We start from the raw sequence: 16,752 nt of genomic DNA on the forward strand, positions 1-16,752 counted from the left end.
TACAACGAGGATCGGCCACACTCGAGCCTCGGCTACCGGACACCCAAGCAGTTCAAGGACGAGTTCCAGAAGCAGCAACCCGCATCAACCCACCGAGCCGTCCTCAACTAATCGGTGGTCCGAAAAAAGCCGGCAGGTCAGCTGAGCAGAAATCTAGATGACTGATTGCCTCGCCCTAAGGAAGGGCTGAACAATCCGCCGAACCCTCGTGATTTCGCGGCCTGAAGGCCGAAATCGCGTCAATTCGGTCGGAGTCTCACGTTTTTCCGCGCCGCCAGACGGGTTTCCCCGTCCAGCGGACGCACTTATCCCGCCGCCGGCAGCAATCGCCGGCGCGACATCCACAGGTTCGACAGCGCGAACAGCGTCAGCACCTGCGCCGCGTTCTTCGCGATTCCGCGGTAACGCACCTTCGCGTAGCCGAACTGCCGCTTGATCACTCGGAATGGGTGCTCGACTTTGGCGCGCACACTCGCCTTCAAGCGCTCCAGTGCGCGAGCCTGACTCTGCTCCCGTTTCGTCTTCATCGCCTTGATCACCGACGGCTTCTCGGCAATCAGGAACGCGACATCGACGCCCTTCAGTTCGTCACGCTTGGCCACGCCGGTGTAGCCGCTATCGCCGAACACCACGTCTTCCTTGCCGTGCAGCAGCTTGTGCGCCTGCGTCACGTCCGACACATTCGCCGCCGTGCATTCCACGTGGTGCACCAGGCCCGATGCGTCATCCACGCCGATGTGCGCCTTCATCCCGAAGAACCACTGGTTGCCCTTCTTCGCCTGGTGCATCTCCGGATCACGTTCGCCGTCCACGTTCTTCGTCGAACTCGGCGCGTTGATGATCGTCGCGTCGACGATCGTCCCCGACCGCAGGCTCAGGCCCTTGCGCTGAAGGTGCGCGTTGACCTGTTTGAAGATCTTCTCGGCCAAGCCGTGCGTCTCCAGCAGGCGCCGGAAGTTCAAGATCGTCGTCTCGTCCGGGATGTCGTCCAGCCCGCCCAACTGCGCAAACCGCCGCATCACCGGCGTGTCGACCAGCGCTTCTTCCATCGCCGGGTCGGAGAGCGCGTACCACTGCTGCAGGAAGTGAATGCGCAGCATCGTCGCCAAGGGGTAAGGCTGTCGGCCGGGGCGGCCCGGCTTCGGGTAATGCGGTTCGATCAGCGCCAGCAGCACCTTCCAAGGCACCACCTGATCCATCTCGGCCAGGAACACTTCGCGCCGCGTGCGCTTGCGGCCTCCCAGATCCTCGGCATCACCGAACGACAGCTGCATCGAACTCACCCTTGAACCGATGACCAATTCTCGCCGAAAGTGGCGGAGTTGTTCAGACCTTCCCAAGCCGCTCCGGAGCTTGGCAAGCCTGCCCAATGCGTAACCTCCCCCTCGTAACCTCCTTCGTTCAGATTTCCGGATCAAACAATCGGTCAGCTGTTACAGGCGCGTGGATTGCCATTCCAAGCGAAGTCCGCTGTGTGCCTACCGCCCCTTCGACGGCATCGGGAACGGGGTCACCACCTTCTCGCCGCTGCCGGCGTCGCGGATGGCCGAGCTGCCTTTCCGCTCCACTTCCTCGATGCGGACGATGCTCTGCATCGGCAGGAACAGGCGCCTGGTCTGGCCGAACTCGTCCTTCAGCCGCTCCTCGGTGGGGTCGAGCACCAGGCCCTCGTTCACGTCGAACAGCAGCTCCGAGACCTCGGTGAAGCCCCACAGAGCGCTGGACTGCACGTCGCGGGCGTAGAGCTCGTAGATGCGCCCGGCGTTGAGAAAGGTGATTTTGTAGATCGCTTTCGCCATGGCGGGAGTATAGGCCGCCCGGCGGCCCTCATCCGTGCAGCCGCGAGCGCCGGGCCAGGCCCTCGCGCAGCAGCAGGGCGGCAAGGAAGCCGAAGGCGAAGCCGGAGAGGTGCGCCCACCAGGCCACGGCGCCGAAGCTGGGGCCGGCGAAGGTGAAGAGCAGCTGCATCACCACCCACAGGGTGATCAGCACCACCGCGGGCATGCGCACGAACTGCAGCCACAGGCCGAGCGGCAGCACCACGCCGAGCCGGGCATTCGGGAACAGGGCGAGGTAGGCGCCGATCAGGGTGGAGACCGCGCCGGAGGCGCCGATGATCACGCGGTCGGGGCGGTCCAGCGAGAGCGCGGCCACGAAGTTCGACACCGCGCCGCCCAGCATGAACAGCAGCAGCAGGCGCCACGGCCCGAGGGCGCGCTCGGCGGGCAGGCCGAACACCAGCAGGAAGAGCATGTTGCCGACGAGGTGGGTGCCGTTGCCGTGCAGGCCGAGCGTGGTGATGAGGCCGGCGGCGCGGTCCGGCTGCAACAGGACGTGCCAGTCGCCGGCCTCGGCCGAGAGCGCCCCCCAGCGCACGATCAGGGCCTCGCGGGTGGCGGCATCCACCGTGGCGAGCCCGAGGAAGGCGCCGACGCAGAGCAGCAGGATCAGCGGCGTGGCCCAGCGCCGCCGTCGCCGCCGCCGCCCCGGGGCATCGACGAGCAGCATCAGCGTGGCACCCAGAGCACGCGCCCGTTCCAGGCGAGGCGCAGGCCGTCGCGGCGGATCTCCAGCACCTGCAGGCCGCCCTCCAGGGACTCGCCCTCGCGCACCCGCACGCCGTCGAGGATGGCGAAGCGCCGCGCCGGGTCCTCGGCATAGACATGCATGCTCAGGCGCAGCGGCGGCAGGACGGCACCGCCTGCCAGCGCGGCAGCGAGCGGCAGGTCGCCCTCGGCGGGGCCGCTGGCCATGGCAGCGGAGCCCTCGGTGGCCATGGCAGCGGCGGGGCCGTCTGCGACCGGTGGCATGGGAGCCGCTGGGGGCGTGCCGGGCGCGGCGGGCACCCCGGACGGGGCCGGCGCGGGGGGCGCGGCGGGCCGGACCGGGCGGGCTTCGGCCGGTGGCTGCGGAGGCCTTGGCAGGGCGGCCGGAGCGGGCGGCAGGGGAGCGGGCCTCAGCGTGCCGGGGTGAAGCGGGCCGGACGAGCCGGCATCGACCATGGTGGCGGGCGGTTGCGGGGCGGCGGCGGCGGGGCTCGGGGGAGCCGGAGCCAGGCCGTTGCGGAACCACCAGCCAGCCATGCCCGCGCCCACCAGGGCCGCGCCGAGGAGCGCCCCGCCCAGGGCTGGCCGCCAGGGGGGCGGGCCGCGGCGGCGCGGCGGCGGGGCCGGGTCGCCATCGAACAGGCCGGGGCGCTGGCCGCGCCGGCGCTCGGCTTCGGATCGTCGCAGGGCCTCGAGGATCAGGGACATCGGCTCAGTCCAGGGCACGCCGCAGGGCTGGCCCATCCTCGCGCTCCGCGCCCAGGGCCCGCAGGGTGGCCGGGCCGGGCACCCCGTCCACCCGCAGGCCATGGGCCCGCTGCAGTTCACGGATGGCGGCCTGCAGGGCCGGGTCGAACTCGGCCGGCCCGGCCGGGGCTGGCTGGCCCCGGGCGGCGGCCACGCGCGCTGCCAGCCAGTCGATGTCGGGCCCGGTATCGCCCGGCGCCGGGATGCGCCACAGCAGATCCGGTCCGCGCCAGGCCTGCAGGTGGCGACCGCGGAAATGACGGACGAAGTCGATGCGCGGCACATCCACCACCACATCGCCCAGCCAGAGCCGCACGCGCAGGGCATCGGCGCCGAGCAGCACCGCCCAGACCGCGGCACTGCGGCCGCCGGGCAGGGCCTCCAGCGCGACCAGGGCCGGCCGCCGGCTGGCCACCAGGGCATCGAGGCTCGCCGTGCCCGACTGGCAGAACAGGCCCGGCGCCAGCACCGGCGGGCAGGCCAGCAGGCGGGCCGGCGTGGCCTCCCCGGCCCGGACGGCCCACAGCTTCATCAGTTCGCCGGCGGCGGCCTCGGCGCCGGGGTCGAGCGCAGCGAGGCGCTCGGCGAAGGCCGGGCCTGCCAGCAGGGGCGGGGGCAGGGCGGGGGCGAGCAGGGCCGGGGCCAGGCTGGGCGTGGGGGGCGTTGCCGGCTGCTTGGGCCGCAGGGCGAAGGCGAGGATGGCCAGCGCCAGCAGCGCGCCCACCACCACCGGCATCGAGGGCCGGGGCAGGCGCGAGAGCGGGCGGGCCAGCACCTCGCGGGCAGCCAGATCCACCAGCCGCTCGCCCACCGGCTGCTCGTCGCGGGCATAGCCGGCGAGCAGGGCGCGCTCGGCGATCACGTTGATCAGCCGCGGCACCCCGCCGGAGTGCTGGTGCAGGCGCTTCACGGCGAGCCGGGTGAAGGGAAAGCGCGTGGCCCCGGCCACCGCCACGCGGTGGCGCAGGTAGGCCTCGGTCTCCTCGGCGTCCAGTGGCGTGAGGTGGTAGCGGGCGGTGATGCGCTGGGCCAGCTGGCGCAGTTCCGGGCGCTCGAGCAGGGTGCGCAGCTCCGGCTGGCCGAGCAGCACCATCTGCAGCAGCTTCTGCGTCGGGGTCTCGAGGTTGGTGAGCAGGCGCACCTGCTCCAGCGCCTCCTTCGAGAGGTTCTGCGCCTCGTCGATGATCACCACCACCCGCAGGCCCTGCGCGTAGGCGTCGATCAGGAAGGCATTGAGGCGGTCGTACAGGCCCTTCAGGCTGCCACGCACGCCGGTGAGGTCGAGCCGCAGTTCCTCGGCGATGGTCTCCAGCAGTTCCACCGGCGAGAGCAGGGGGTTCAGCACCAGGGCCACGCGCACCGTCTCCGGCAGCTGCTCTAACAGCAGGCGGCAGAGCGTGGTCTTGCCCGTGCCCACCTCGCCGGTGAGCTGCACGAAGCCGCCGCCGCCGCCCTGGGTGATGCCGTAATGCAGGTGCGCCAGGGCGTCGCGGTGGCGCTCGCCGAGGAAGACGAAGCGCGGGTCCGGCGTGATCGAGAACGGCGGTTCGGAAAAGCCGTAGTACTCGAGGAGCATGGCGGCGCGCGGTACGGGAGGGCCTCAGGGTGCCACAGTCGTGGCGCGCCGAGGTCCTGCGGGGCGGCGGCCCGGCCGCGGCCGGCCTGCCGCCCCGTTCCCGGTGCTCATTCCGCCAGCGTCAGCAGGCTGGCATTGCCGCCGGCGGCGGTGGTGTTGATGGTGAGCGTGCGCTCGGTGGCGAAGCGGGCGAGGTAGTGCGGGCCGCCGGCCTTCGGCCCGGTGCCGGAGAGGCCCTCGCCGCCGAAGGGCTGCACGCCCACCACGGCGCCGATCTGGTTGCGGTTGACATAGCAGTTGCCCACGCGCACGTGCTTCGCGATGTGCTCCACCGTGGCGTCGATGCGGGAATGGATGCCCAGCGTGAGGCCGAAGCCGGTGCCGTTGATGTCGGCGATCACCTGGTCCAGCTGGTCGGCCTTCCAGCGCACCACGTGCAGGATCGGGCCGAACACCTCGCGCTCGAGCTGCCGGATCGAGGCGATCTCGTAGGCGCGCGGCGCGACGAAGCAGCCATGGGCGCAGGCCTCGGGCAGGGCCACCTGGCAGATCAGCCGGGCCTCCCTGTCCATGCGCGCGGCATGCGCCTCGAGGCCACGCTTGGCGTCCTCGTCGATCACCGGGCCGACGTCGGTGCTGGGCAGGCCAGGGTCGCCCACCACCAGCTCCTCCATCGCCCCGGCCAGCATCTGCATCACCTTGTCGGCGATGTCCTCCTGCACGAACAGCACCCGCGCCGCCGAGCAGCGCTGGCCGGCGGAATCGAAGGCCGAGGCGATGGCGTCCTTCACCACCTGCTCGGGCAGCGAGGAGGAGTCGGCGATCAGTGCGTTCTGGCCGCCGGTCTCGGCGATCAGGGCGGCGATCGGCGCGTTGCGCGCGGCCAGGGCGCGGTTGATGGCCCAGGCGGTCTCGTTCGAGCCGGTGAAGGCCACGCCGGCCACCCGCGGATCGCGGGTCAGGCCGGCGCCCACGGTGGCGCCGTCGCCGGGCAGGAACTGCAGCACATCCTCGGGGATGCCGGCCTCGTGCAGCAGCCGGGTCGCGGCGAAGGCCACCAGCGTGGTCTGCTCGGCGGGCTTGGCGATCACGGCATTGCCGGCGGCGAGCGCGGCGGCCACCTGGCCAAGGTAGATGGCGAGCGGGAAGTTCCACGGGCTGATGCAGACGAACACGCCGCGGCCATGCAGGCTGAGCTGGTTCGACTCGCCGGTGGGGCCGGGCAGCTTCACCGGGGTGAACAGCTCGCGTGCCTGCAGCGCGTAATAGCGCAGGAAGTCCACCGCCTCGCGCACCTCGGCCACCGAGGCCGCAAGGCTCTTGCCGGCCTCCTTCACGCACATCGCCATGAACTCGGGCGTGCGCGCCTCGAGCAGGTCGGCGGCCTTTTCGAGGATGACGGCGCGGCTGGCGGCGGGCAGGGCATCCCAGCCCGGCTGCGCCTTCACGGCATTGGCCAAGGCCTGCTGCACGTTCGCCTCCGAGGCGGCGTGGTACTCGCCCACCGCCTCGCGGCGGTCGGCCGGGTTCGTCACCTTCACCGATCCGCCGAAGGCCGCCGCGCCCGGCACCAGGGGATGCGCCGTCCACGGTTTCACGGCGGCGTTGATGGCGTCGGCGAGCTCGCGCAGCTGCGCGTCGTTGGCGAGATTGATGCCCATGGAATTGGTCCGGGGTTCGTTCTGCGAGCGGAAGAGGTCGCGGGGTTGCGGAATGCGGGGGTGGGGCGAGAGGGCGTTGCGGCGCACCGTGGCCACCGGGTCGGCCACCAGCTCGGCGGCGGGCACGCGGGCATCGGTGATGCGGTTGACGAAGCTGGAGTTGGCGCCGTTCTCCAGCAGGCGGCGCACCAGGTAGGGCAGCAGGTCCTCGTGCGAGCCCACCGGGGCATAGACGCGGCAGGGCACGCCGAGGCGGTCGGCGCCGATCACCTCGGCGTAGAGGTCCTCGCCCATGCCATGCAGGCGCTGGTATTCGTACTCACGGCGCGTGCCGCCCTCGTTCGCCATGGCGTGGATGGCGGCGATGGTGTGGGCATTGTGGGTGGCGAACATCGGGTAGAGCGCGTCGGTGGCCGCGAACATCCGCCGCGCGCAGGCAAGATAGCTCACGTCGGTGTTCACCTTGCGGGTGAACACCGGATAGCCCGGATGGCCCTCCACCTGCGCCTTCTTGATCTCGGAATCCCAGTAGGCGCCCTTGACGAGGCGCATCGGCATCCGGCGTCCCACCTGCCGCGCCAGCGCGACGAGCTCGTCGATGACGAAGGGCGCGCGCTTCTGGTAGGCCTGCACGGCAAGGCCGTAGCCCTCCCAGCCGTCGAGGCTCCTGTCGGCGAAGGCGGCGCCGATCACGTCCAGCGAGAGTTCGAGCCGCTCGCTCTCCTCGGCATCGATGGTGAAGCCGATGCCCTGCGCCTTCGCGTGCTGGGCCAGTTCCAGCACCATCGGGGTGAGTTCCGCCATCACCCGTGCGCGCTTGCCCACCTCGTAGCGCGGGTGCAGGGCCGAGAGCTTCACCGAGATGCTGGGCGCGGCGAACACGCTGGGCGCGCCGCCGGCGGCCTTCAGCGAGGCGCCGATGGCGCCGATCGCGTCCTTGTAGGCCTGGAAGTAGCGGGCGGCGTCGCGGCGGGTGAGCGCGCCCTCGCCCAGCATGTCGAAGCTGTAGCGGTAGCGGGCGTTCTCGCCCTTGCGGCTGCGCTCGAGCGCCTCGGAAATCGTGCGCCCCATCACGAACTGATGGCCCATGATCTTCATCGCCTGGCGCACCGCCAGCCGCACCACCGGCTCGCCGGTGCGGGCGACGAGGCGCCTGAAGGCGCCGGCCACGTCGCGGCGGGTGTCCTCGGCCAGGGTGACGAGGCGGCCGGTGAGCATCAGCCCCCAGGTGGAGGCGTTCACCAGCACCGAGGAGGAGCCGCCGAGGTGCTTTTCCCAGGCCGCGTCACCGAGCTTGTCGCGGATCAGCTTGTCGGCGGTGTGCGGGTCGGGGATGCGCAGCAGGGCCTCGGCCACGCACATCAGCAGCACGCCCTCCTCCGAGCTCAGGTCGTACTGGCGCATGAAGGCCTCGACCAGCTCCGGGTCGGCGGCGCGCACCCGGGTGCGCTCCACCAGGGCCTCGGCGGTGGCCTGCACCCCGGCCTGCAGGGCTTCCGGCAGGGTGGCGAAGGGCAGCAGTCCGGCGAGGTGCTCGGCCTCGTCGCGGGCGTAGGCGGCGGTGACGCGTTCACGGGCCGGCGAGGGGGCGCCGGGCAGTTCGGGGCGGAGGATCGGCTTCACGCGGCGGCGGGGCGGCTTGGGACAAGCCGCCAGTGTGCCCGGGCGCCCGGGCGCGCGTCAGCCCCACCCGGGGCGGCGGGCGTGAAGGCGGCGCTGCGGCGCCCTTCCTCACGGGGCTTTGCTTGCCCCTGCTCCGGGGCGGGCCGTAAACTGCGTCACCCTGTCGCAGGTCTTGGCACGTCCCACGTGATCGATGAACTGCCGCCGTCGGTGACCGGTTCCGAGGCGCAGCTGCTGCTGCGCCCGAGGCGGATCCTGACGCCGCGGCAATTCGTCGTCCTGTTCGTCCTGATCGCGGTTCCGGTCTCGGTGGTGGCGGGCTACAGCTTCGCCATGGGCAATGCCTTCGCGCCCGCCTTCGCCGTGCTGGACCTCGCCATCGTCGCGGTGGCGCTGCGCTGGGTGTGGCGGTCAGGCGACCGCTACGAGCGGATCGTGGTGGGCGGGCAGCGCCTCGAGGTGCGCCGCTCGCCCGACGATGCCGCGGTGTTCAGCGCGCATCCCTACTGGGTGCGCCTGCGCCGGGCGTCCGGCCGCGGCGGGCCCGGGGCGATATGCCTCGGCTCGCAGGGCCGGGAGGTGGAGATCGGCAGTTTCCTGCCGCCCGACGAGCGCGACGAGCTGCTCGGCCGGTTGCGGTCGATGCTGGCGGCGGCCTCGGGCCGGGCGCCGGTGGAAGAATCCTGAGGTGAGGTCATCGGCATGAAGAAGTTCCGACCCCAACACGCGATCGCCGGCCTTGTGGCCAGCCTGGGCGCCACGCTGGCGGCCGCGGCGGGCCAGCCGGAGCGCTGGCAGCTCAACATGACCCAGGGCGTGACCGAGACCGCCCAGCGCGCCTACGACATGCACATGATCATGCTGTGGATCTGCGTGGTCATCGGCGTGGTGGTGTTCGGTGCCATGGCCATCGCCATCCTCCGCTTCCGCAAGTCGAAGGGCGCGGTGGCCGACAAGAGCTTCGTGCACAGCACGAAGCTGGAAGTGATCTGGACCGCCATCCCGACCCTGATCCTCGTGGTCATGGCCTACCCGGCCACCATCAAGGTGATCGAGGCCTACAACACCAGCGAACACGAGATGACGGTGAAGATCGTCGGCCAGCAGTGGCTGTGGTCCTACGAGTACGTGGGCGAGGGCGTGCGCTTCACCAGCCGCCTCGACCGCCACTCCGACCGCCTGCGCCAGAGCGGCGTCAAGGTCGACAAGCACGACCCGGAGAACGCCAACTACCTGCTCGACGTCGACAACCGCCTGGTGCTGCCCACCAACACCAAGGTGCGCTTCGTGCTCACCGCCGACGACGTGATCCACGCCTGGTGGGTGCCGGCGCTCGGCTGGAAGATGGACGCCATCCCCGGCCTCGTGAACGAGGCCTGGACCGAGATCCGCGAGCCCGGCATCTACCGCGGCCAGTGCGCCGAGCTGTGCGGCAAGGACCACGGCTTCATGCCGATCGTGGTCGAGGCCGTGCCGCGCGAGGAGTTCCAGGCCCGCCTCGCCGCCATGAAGGCCGCGAACGACACCACCGCCCGCACCGCATCCGCCGAGCCGGCCCTCGCCGGCCCGCAGGGTTGAGCTAGAGAGGTCATCCCATGGCTAACGCCCACGCCGCCACGCATCACGACGACCACGGCCACCAGCAGAGCTTCTTCGAGCGCTGGTTCCTGTCCACCAACCACAAGGACATCGGCACGCTCTACCTCATCTTCTCGCTGGTGATGTTCCTCATCGGCGGGTCGATGGCGCTGGTGATCCGCGCCGAGCTGTTCCAGCCCGGCCTGCAGCTGGTCGATCCGGCCTTCTTCAACCAGATGACCACGATGCATGCGCTGGTCATGATCTTCGGCGCGGTGATGCCGGCCTTCGTCGGCCTCGCGAACTGGATGATCCCGCTGATGATCGGCGCGCCGGACATGGCGCTGCCGCGCATGAACAACTGGTCCTTCTGGATCATGCCCTTCGCCTTCCTGCTGCTGCTGATGCCGCTGATCCTGCAGGCCTTCGGCATCGGCTCGGGCGGTCCGGCGGGCGGCTGGACGCTCTACCCGCCGCTGTCGCTGCAGGGCGGCTCGAACGTGGCCTTCACCATCTTCGCCATCCACCTGATGGGCATCAGCTCCATCATGGGCGCGATCAACATCATCGCCACCATCCTCAACATGCGTGCCCCGGGGATGGACCTGCTGAAGATGCCGATCTTCGTCTGGACCTGGCTGATCACCGCCTTCCTGCTGATCGCGGTGATGCCGGTGCTGGCCGGCGCGGTGACCATGCTGCTCACCGACAAGTTCTTCGGCACCAACTTCTTCAATGCCGCCGGCGGTGGCGACCCGGTGCTCTACCAGCACGTGTTCTGGTTCTTCGGGCACCCCGAGGTCTACATCATGATCCTGCCGGCCTTCGGCATCGTCTCGGAGATCATCCCGACCTTCGCCCGCAAGCCGCTGTTCGGCTACCAGGCGATGGTGTACGCCACGGCCTCGATCGCCTTCCTCAGCTTCATCGTCTGGGCGCACCACATGTTCACCGTGGGCATGCCGCTCGGCGCCGAGCTGTACTTCATGTACGCCACGATGCTGATCGCCATCCCCACCGGTGTGAAGGTGTTCAACTGGGTCACCACCATGTGGCGCGGCTCGATGACCTTCGAGACGCCGATGCTGTTCGCGCTCGGCTTCGTGGTGATGTTCACCATTGGCGGCTTCTCGGGCCTGATGCTGGCGATGGTGCCGGCCGACTACCAGTACCACGACACCTACTTCGTGGTGGCGCACTTCCACTACGTGCTGGTGAGCGGCGCCGTGTTCGGCATCATGGCCGGCGTGTACTACTGGCTGCCGAAGTGGACCGGCCACATGTACAACGAGACGCTGGGCAAGTGGCACTTCTGGCTGTCCACCATCTTCGTCAACCTGCTGTTCTTCCCGCAGCACTTCCTCGGCCTTGCCGGTATGCCGCGCCGCATCCCGGACTACAACGTCGCCTTCGCCGACTTCAACCTGCTGTCCTCGATCGGCGGCTTTGGCTTCGGCCTTGCCCAGCTGCTGTTCGTGGCGGTGGTGTGGCAGTGCGCCCGCGGCGGCAAGAAGGCCGAGGCGCGCGCCTGGGAGGGTGCCCGGGGCCTCGAGTGGACGGTGCCCTCGCCGGCCCCGCACCACACCTTCACGAAGCCGCCGGTCATCCGCGACGAGGACCTGGCGCACGGCGACGTGAGCCACTGATCTTCCGCACGGAGTCTTGAGACGTGGACGCTCCGCGTGAGTCCCGGGACGATGCCCCCCGCCGCGGTTCGGTGCGGCGGACGGTCATCGTGCTGGGGGCCATCGCCGCCGGCTTCTACCTCTATGCCCTGTGGATGATCGTCAGCCGCGGGGGGGCGGGGGCATGAGTAGCCACGCCGCCACCGCCCGGCGCATCGCCCTCGTCTCGCTGCTGAGCTTCGGCGCCGCCTTCGGCCTGGTGCCGCTCTATGAGATCGCCTGCGAGAAGGTCTTCGGCATCAAGCTGGAGACCGGCCCGGCCGGCGAGCGCCGCCTCGCCGACATCGCCATCGACCCCAACCGCACGGTGCGCGTCGAGTTCGACGCCACCGTGAACTCCAGGCTGCCCTGGTCCTTCGAGCCCGAGCAGCTGTCGATGGAGGTGGTGCCGGGGCAGGCCTACGAAGTGAACTACGTGGCCGGCAATCTCGATGCCGGCCCGGTGGTCGGTAATGCCGCGCCCTCGGTGGCGCCGGTGGTGGCCGCCGGTTACTTCGTCAAGACCGAATGCTTCTGCTTCACCGAGCAGCTGCTCGCCCCGGGCGAGCGCAAGGTGATGCCGGTGCGTTTCATCGTCGATCCGGCGCTGCCGGCCAACGTCCGCACCATCACGCTGTCCTATACCTTCTTCAAGAACGAGCCGGCCACCGCGCGCGCGCTCGCCGCCGCCCCGGCCCCCGCGCCGGCGCTGGCGACGGCGCCGCTCGCGGTGCCGCGCTGACCTTTCCACCGTTCCACCGCAGGGGACCCGCATGGCCACCGCACACCACGACGCCGACGTCTACTACGTACCGCACCACAGCAAGTGGCCCTTCGTGGGCTCGGTTTCGCTGTTCGTGCTGATGATCGGCCTCGTCACCTGGTTCAACGGCAGCGACACCGCCTTCTGGGTCTTCATGGCCGGTCTGGCGATGATGATCTACACCCTGTTCGGCTGGTTCGGCGACGTGATCCGCGAGTCGGAGTCGGGCAAGTACAACGGCCAGGTCGACGTCAGCTTCCGCCAGGGGATGATCTGGTTCATCTTCTCGGAAGTGATGTTCTTCGCCGCCTTCTTCGGCGCGCTGTTCTACGTCCGCCAGTTCGCCCTGCCCTGGCTCTCGGGCGAGGGTCACGGGGCGCTGGCCAACCAGTTCCTCTACGACGGCTACGTGGCCGGCTGGCCGGCCAACGGCCCGGCCAACGTCGGCGGCGAGTTCGGTACCCTGCCGGCCTTCGGCCTGCCGCTGATCAACACCATCATCCTGCTCAGCTCGGGCCTCACCCTCACCATCGCCCACCACGCCATGGTGGCCGGGCAGCGCGGCAAGGTGCTGGCCTGGCTCGGCGCCACCATCCTGCTCGGCTTCTGCTTCTTCGGCGTGCAGGCCTACGAGTACGGCCATGCCTGGTCCGACCTCAACCTGCGCCTCAGCTCGGGCATCTACGGCGCCACCTTCTACATGCTGACCGGCTTCCACGGCCTGCACGTCTTCCTTGGCACGGTGATGCTCACCGTGGTCTGGTTCCGCGTGCTGAAGGGCCACTTCACCCCGGAGAAGCACTTCGGCTTCGAGGCGGTGGCTTGGTACTGGCACTTCGTGGACGTGGTCTGGCTGGGCCTGTTCCTGTTCGTCTACGTGCTCTGAGCCCGGGACACGCCCGCAACGCACGAGGCCGGCGAATGCCGGCCTCGTCGTCTTCGCGGGGCATCCGGGAGGGCCGCGCCGGGGCGGGTCACTGGCCGATGCCGTGGAAGCGCCAGAAGCCGAGGAAGTGGCCGGCCGCCATGATGGCGAGCAGGGCGATCGACAGGCCGATGCGCCAGCTCAGGGCGCGCACCATGCGGCCATCGGCCTGCGGTTTCGAGACCATGTGGAAGAGGGCCGCGAAGAGGTTCCAGACGATGACGGCCATGAAGGCGATGACGATGAGTTTTTCCACGGGGTGGCCTGAAGCGGAATCGAAGCCCGCATTATCCGCCTGCCGCGGAGGCGCGGGGTGAAGCGCCGTTCCCGTCTCGCGCTGCGCTGGGCCCTGGTGCTGGCCCTGCTGGCGCTGTTCCTGCGCGCCGGGGTCTGGCAGCTGGGGCGTGCCGAGGAGAAGCAGGCCCGTCTCGATCAGGCCGCCGCGGTGCTGGAACGCCGGGAGCCGGCGCCATTGCCGCAGGCGCTGGCCGCCATGCCGGCCTGGGTGGAACTCGAGGCAACGTTCGAGCCCCACCCGGCCCTGCGCCTCGACCAGCAGCGCCGGGGCGGGCAGGTGGGCGTGCAGGTGTACCGCCTCGCCCGGCTCGCCGACGGCCACCGGCTCTGGGTAGACGTGGGCTGGCAGCCGCTGCCGGCCGACCGCACGGTACCGGCCGAGCCGGCGCTGCCCGACGGGGCGCTGCGCCTGGCCGGCCTGCTGGCGCCGCCGCCGTCTGCCGGGCTTGCCATCGGCCCGGCCCTCTCGCCCCTGCCCGACCAGGGCTGGCTGGCCCTGCGGCTGACGCCCGAGGCCCTGCGCGAGGCCGCGGCGCCGCGCGCAGCGGGACTGCTCGAGGGCGCGGTGCTGCGCCTCGATCCCGTCCTGCCCTTCGGCCACGAACGCGACCTCGACCTGCTGCCGAATACCCTGCCGCCCGAGAAACACCGCGGCTACGCCCTGCAGTGGTTCGGCTTCGCCACAGGCCTGCTGCTGCTCTCCCTCTACCTCCAGTTCCGACGTCCATGAACCCCGTCCTGCGCTCGCGCGCCACCCTGCTGCTGGTGGTGGCGCTGTTCTTCGTGTCCTTCGGCATCGCCGTCTTCCTGATCTTCTCCGGCTGGCGCCCCACGGCCACCCGCAATGCCGGCGAGCTGCTGCAGCCGCCGGTGGAGCTCGGGGTCCTCGGGCTGTCCCATGCCGATGGCCGGCCCTACCCCGAATGGGAGGGCGAGCGCCGCCTGTGGCGGGTGGTGGTGCTGCCGCCGCCGGACTGCGGCGAGCCCTGCCTGCGCCTCAGCGACACGCTCTACCGCGTCTGGGTGGCCGAAGGCCGGCATGCCGACCGGGTGCAGGTGCTGTGGTTCGGCGAGGTGCCGGCGCAGGCCCCGGAATACCGCGCCTTCCTGCCGATGGCGCCCTCGCCGGCGCTCCGTGCGAAACTGCCCGCCGCGCACGTCGAGGGCAGCCTTGCCGTGCACCTCATCGACCCGAACGGCTTCCTCGTGATGCGTTACGAACCCGGCTTCGACCCCACCGGCCTCCGCAAGGACCTCGCCCGGCTGCTGAAGGTGACCGAGTGATCCCCGTCCGCCATTTCCATCGCCTCGCCTGGGTGGCGGTCATCGTCGCCTTCGGCGTGATCTTCCTCGGCGGTTTCACCCGCCTGAACAACGCCGGCCTGAGCTGCCCGGACTGGCCCACCTGCTACGGCAAGATCACCTGGCCCACCAGCGAGGCCGACATCGCCCATGCCAACGCCACCTTCGAGCGCGCGGTGGAAGTGCACAAGGCGGTGTGGGAGCAGGTGCACCGCATCCTCGCCGCCAGCCTCGGCCTGCTGGTCTTCACCCTGGCCCTGCTGGCCGCCCGCCGCCGCCCGCAGGGCCTCGCCACCGTCGCGGCAGGCACGCTGCTGGTGGTGGCGGCGATCTTCGCCTACATCAAGGTCGACCACGGCCTCGCCCTCGGTCTTGCTGCGGCGGGGCAGGCGGTGTGGCTGTCCGGTCTCGTGCGCTGGGCCGATGGCGTGACCCGGCTCTCGATGGGCCTGCTGATGCTGGTCACCTTCCAGGCCCTGCTCGGCATGTGGACGGTGATCTGGCTGGTGAAGCCGGTGATCGTGATGAGCCATCTGCTGGGCGGGCTTGCCACCTTCTCGCTGCTCACCGTGCTGGCCTGGTGGAGCACGCCGAACGCCATGCGCCTGCACGTGGATGCCCCGGCCCTGCGCCGCTGGCTCTGGGCCGGCCTGGGGCTGCTGGTGCTGCAGATCGCCCTCGGGGGCTGGGTGGCGGCGAACTATGCCGCCCTGGCCTGCGGCCTCGACTTCCCCACCTGCAAGGGCGAATGGTGGCCGGCCACCGATTTCGCCGAGGGCTTCGTGCTCTGGCGTGGCATCGGCGTCGATTACGAGGGCGGCGTGCTGGATGCCGCTGCCCGCGCCGCCATCCAGCTCACCCACCGCATCGGCGCGCTGGTGGTGGCGGCCTACTTCGTGCTGCTGGGCTTCCGCCTCGCCTTCACCCCGGGCTTCCGGGGCTCGGGCGTGCTGCTCCTGGTGCTGCTGGTGGCGCAGGTGGCGCTCGGCATCGCCAATGTGGTGATGGGCCTGCCGCTGTATGTCGCCACCGCCCACCTGCTGGTGGCGGTGCTGATGCTGTTCACCGTGGTCACCCTGCTGGCGCGCCTGCGCTCGCCCGGGGCCTGAGCCGATGGCCTCGCTCGCCGGCCAGTACTGGGAGCTCACCAAGCCGCGGGTGGTGGCGCTGATCGTCTTCACCGCGGTGATCGGCATGTTCCTCGCCACGCCGGAATGGCCGGGGACGCGCGTCCTGCTGCTTGGCAGCCTCGGCATCTGGCTGGCCGCGGCCTCGGCGGCGGCCATCAACCACCTGCTCGACCAGCGCATCGATGCACTGATGGCGCGCACCGCCCACCGCCCCCTGCCCACCGGCTCGCTCACCGGCCCCCAGGTGCTGCTGTTCGCCGTGGCCCTCGGCGTGGTCTCGATGCTGGTGCTGGCGCTGTGGGTGAATCCCTTCACCGCGGCGCTCACCTTCGCCTCGCTGATCGGCTATGCCATCGTCTACACCGGCTATCTCAAGCGCGCCACGCCGCAGAACATCGTGATCGGCGGCCTCGCCGGCGCCGCGCCGCCGCTGCTCGGCTGGGCCGCGGTGAAGGGCTGGCCGGAGGGCGTGCCCTTCGCCGCCCTGTTCGGCCCGCCCTTCGACTACCACCACGCCCTGCTGCTGGTGCTGATCATCTTCGTCTGGACGCCGCCGCACTTCTGGGCGCTGGCGATCTTCCGCAAGGAGGACTATGCCCGGGCGATGGTGCCGATGCTGCCGGTGACCCACGGCGTGGAGTACACGCGCTGGCAGATCCTGTTCTACACCCTGCTGCTGGTGGCGGCCACGATCCTGCCCTTCGCCAGCGGCATGAGCGGGCTGTTCTACCTCGGCGGCGCGCTGGTGCTGGGCGGAGTGTTCCTCTGGTACGCGGTGCGCCTGTTCAACCCGCCCGACCCGCTGTACCCGATGCGGGTGTTCAACTACTCGGTGGTCTACCTGATGGTGCTGTTCGGCTTCCTGCTGGCAGACCACTACCTCGGGCCGGCGCCGGCTCCGCCGCCGGCCGAGATTGGCTTCGAGCGGGTGGGCTGAGGC

General features: G+C 70.4%; 17 protein-coding genes. 10 read left to right on the top strand and 7 right to left on the bottom strand.

Going from position 1 to position 16,752, the window contains the following annotated elements:
* Positions 1–305: 305 nt before the first annotated feature.
* The 6 genes from G408_RS0107990 to putA form a co-directional block, all read right to left on the bottom strand.
* A complete protein-coding gene (locus G408_RS0107990) occupies positions 306–1,274 on the bottom strand; it encodes an IS5 family transposase (RefSeq protein WP_028770673.1) in 969 nt (322 codons plus the stop codon).
* A 204-nt stretch (positions 1,275–1,478) separates the two neighbouring features.
* Positions 1,479–1,799 carry a DUF1820 family protein gene (locus tag G408_RS0107995; protein WP_028770674.1) on the bottom strand — a complete coding sequence of 107 codons (321 nt, stop codon included), beginning with the start codon at positions 1,797–1,799 and terminating at the stop codon, positions 1,479–1,481.
* Positions 1,800–1,827: 28 nt separating this feature from the next.
* The gene (locus G408_RS0108000) at positions 1,828–2,505 is read right to left on the bottom strand and encodes a rhomboid family intramembrane serine protease (RefSeq protein ID WP_028770675.1); all 678 of its coding nucleotides are present in this window, start codon (positions 2,503–2,505) and stop codon (positions 1,828–1,830) included.
* Between the two features lie 2 nt (positions 2,506–2,507).
* Positions 2,508–3,254, bottom strand: a complete 747-nt coding sequence (locus G408_RS15095) for a general secretion pathway protein GspB (protein WP_084628138.1) — start codon at positions 3,252–3,254, stop codon at positions 2,508–2,510.
* Between the two features lie 4 nt (positions 3,255–3,258).
* Positions 3,259–4,869, bottom strand: coding sequence for an ExeA family protein (locus G408_RS0108010; protein WP_028770677.1), 1,611 nt, complete (start codon positions 4,867–4,869; stop codon positions 3,259–3,261).
* A gap of 107 nt (positions 4,870–4,976) precedes the next feature.
* The gene (gene putA, locus G408_RS0108015) at positions 4,977–8,186 is read right to left on the bottom strand and encodes a bifunctional proline dehydrogenase/L-glutamate gamma-semialdehyde dehydrogenase PutA (protein ID WP_051282790.1); all 3,210 of its coding nucleotides are present in this window, start codon (positions 8,184–8,186) and stop codon (positions 4,977–4,979) included.
* Positions 8,187–8,339: 153 nt separating this feature from the next.
* Here putA and G408_RS0108020 point away from each other — a divergent pair, with 153 nt between their 5' ends.
* The 6 genes from G408_RS0108020 to G408_RS0108045 are packed head-to-tail and all read left to right on the top strand — an operon-like array spanning position 8,340 to position 13,044.
* On the top strand, positions 8,340–8,840 hold the full coding sequence (locus G408_RS0108020; protein ID WP_028770679.1) for a DUF2244 domain-containing protein: 501 nt from the start codon (positions 8,340–8,342) through the stop codon (positions 8,838–8,840).
* 15 nt (positions 8,841–8,855) lie between these two features.
* Positions 8,856–9,731 (top strand): cytochrome c oxidase subunit II, encoded by an 876-nt coding sequence (gene coxB, locus G408_RS13805; RefSeq protein WP_051282791.1) that lies wholly within the window; start codon positions 8,856–8,858, stop codon positions 9,729–9,731.
* Between the two features lie 17 nt (positions 9,732–9,748).
* Entirely contained in the window at positions 9,749–11,377 is a 1,629-nt protein-coding gene (ctaD, locus tag G408_RS0108030; RefSeq protein ID WP_028770680.1) for a cytochrome c oxidase subunit I, read from the top strand.
* Positions 11,378–11,400: 23 nt separating this feature from the next.
* Positions 11,401–11,544 carry a hypothetical protein gene (locus G408_RS15320; protein WP_156890107.1) on the top strand — a complete coding sequence of 48 codons (144 nt, stop codon included), beginning with the start codon at positions 11,401–11,403 and terminating at the stop codon, positions 11,542–11,544.
* Positions 11,541–12,137, top strand: a complete 597-nt coding sequence (locus G408_RS0108040) for a cytochrome c oxidase assembly protein (RefSeq protein ID WP_028770681.1) — start codon at positions 11,541–11,543, stop codon at positions 12,135–12,137. Before G408_RS15320 ends, G408_RS0108040 begins: the two co-directional genes overlap by 4 nt.
* A gap of 31 nt (positions 12,138–12,168) precedes the next feature.
* The gene (locus tag G408_RS0108045; RefSeq protein ID WP_028770682.1) at positions 12,169–13,044 is read left to right on the top strand and encodes a cytochrome c oxidase subunit 3; all 876 of its coding nucleotides are present in this window, start codon (positions 12,169–12,171) and stop codon (positions 13,042–13,044) included.
* An 88-nt stretch (positions 13,045–13,132) separates the two neighbouring features.
* On the opposite strand, the gene G408_RS0108050 is transcribed toward G408_RS0108045, so the two are convergent.
* Positions 13,133–13,339 carry a DUF2909 domain-containing protein gene (locus G408_RS0108050; protein ID WP_028770683.1) on the bottom strand — a complete coding sequence of 69 codons (207 nt, stop codon included), beginning with the start codon at positions 13,337–13,339 and terminating at the stop codon, positions 13,133–13,135.
* A gap of 57 nt (positions 13,340–13,396) precedes the next feature.
* On the opposite strand from G408_RS0108050, the gene G408_RS0108055 reads away from it, so the two are divergent.
* From G408_RS0108055 to G408_RS0108070, 4 genes are read left to right on the top strand one after another with little or no spacing between them, the layout of a single operon-like run.
* Positions 13,397–14,110, top strand: coding sequence for an SURF1 family protein (locus G408_RS0108055; RefSeq protein WP_037412820.1), 714 nt, complete (start codon positions 13,397–13,399; stop codon positions 14,108–14,110).
* Complete coding sequence (locus G408_RS0108060) at positions 14,107–14,664, top strand: hypothetical protein (protein ID WP_028770685.1); 558 nt, start codon at positions 14,107–14,109, stop codon at positions 14,662–14,664. The genes G408_RS0108055 and G408_RS0108060 overlap by 4 nt, the downstream gene beginning before the upstream one ends.
* Positions 14,661–15,791: a COX15/CtaA family protein gene (locus G408_RS0108065; RefSeq protein WP_028770686.1), complete on the top strand. Its 1,131-nt coding sequence runs from the start codon at positions 14,661–14,663 to the stop codon at positions 15,789–15,791. Before G408_RS0108060 ends, G408_RS0108065 begins: the two co-directional genes overlap by 4 nt.
* A 4-nt stretch (positions 15,792–15,795) precedes the next feature.
* Positions 15,796–16,749, top strand: coding sequence for a heme o synthase (locus G408_RS0108070; protein WP_028770687.1), 954 nt, complete (start codon positions 15,796–15,798; stop codon positions 16,747–16,749).
* The last annotated feature ends 3 nt before the right edge of the window (positions 16,750–16,752 follow it).

Origin of the sequence: Silanimonas lenta DSM 16282, assembly GCF_000429065.1 — a bacterium.
Taxonomy (GTDB): Bacteria; Pseudomonadota; Gammaproteobacteria; order Xanthomonadales; family Xanthomonadaceae; genus Silanimonas; species Silanimonas lenta.

Bases quoted from the DNA above. Each gene is read 5' to 3' on its own strand.
- G408_RS0107990 (WP_028770673.1), bottom strand. From the start codon at position 1,274: ATGCAGCTGTCGTTCGGTGATGCCGAGGATCTGGGAGGCCGCAAGCGC.
- coxB (WP_051282791.1), top strand. From the start codon at position 8,856: ATGAAGAAGTTCCGACCCCAACACGCGATCGCCGGCCTTGTGGCCAGC.
- G408_RS0108045 (WP_028770682.1), top strand. From the start codon at position 12,169: ATGGCCACCGCACACCACGACGCCGACGTCTACTACGTACCGCACCAC.
- G408_RS0108010 (WP_028770677.1), bottom strand. From the start codon at position 4,869: ATGCTCCTCGAGTACTACGGCTTTTCCGAACCGCCGTTCTCGATCACG.
- G408_RS0108070 (WP_028770687.1), top strand. From the start codon at position 15,796: ATGGCCTCGCTCGCCGGCCAGTACTGGGAGCTCACCAAGCCGCGGGTG.
- G408_RS0108060 (WP_028770685.1), top strand. From the start codon at position 14,107: ATGAACCCCGTCCTGCGCTCGCGCGCCACCCTGCTGCTGGTGGTGGCG.
- G408_RS0107995 (WP_028770674.1), bottom strand. From the start codon at position 1,799: ATGGCGAAAGCGATCTACAAAATCACCTTTCTCAACGCCGGGCGCATC.
- G408_RS0108040 (WP_028770681.1), top strand. From the start codon at position 11,541: ATGAGTAGCCACGCCGCCACCGCCCGGCGCATCGCCCTCGTCTCGCTG.
- G408_RS15095 (WP_084628138.1), bottom strand. From the start codon at position 3,254: ATGTCCCTGATCCTCGAGGCCCTGCGACGATCCGAAGCCGAGCGCCGG.
- ctaD (WP_028770680.1), top strand. From the start codon at position 9,749: ATGGCTAACGCCCACGCCGCCACGCATCACGACGACCACGGCCACCAG.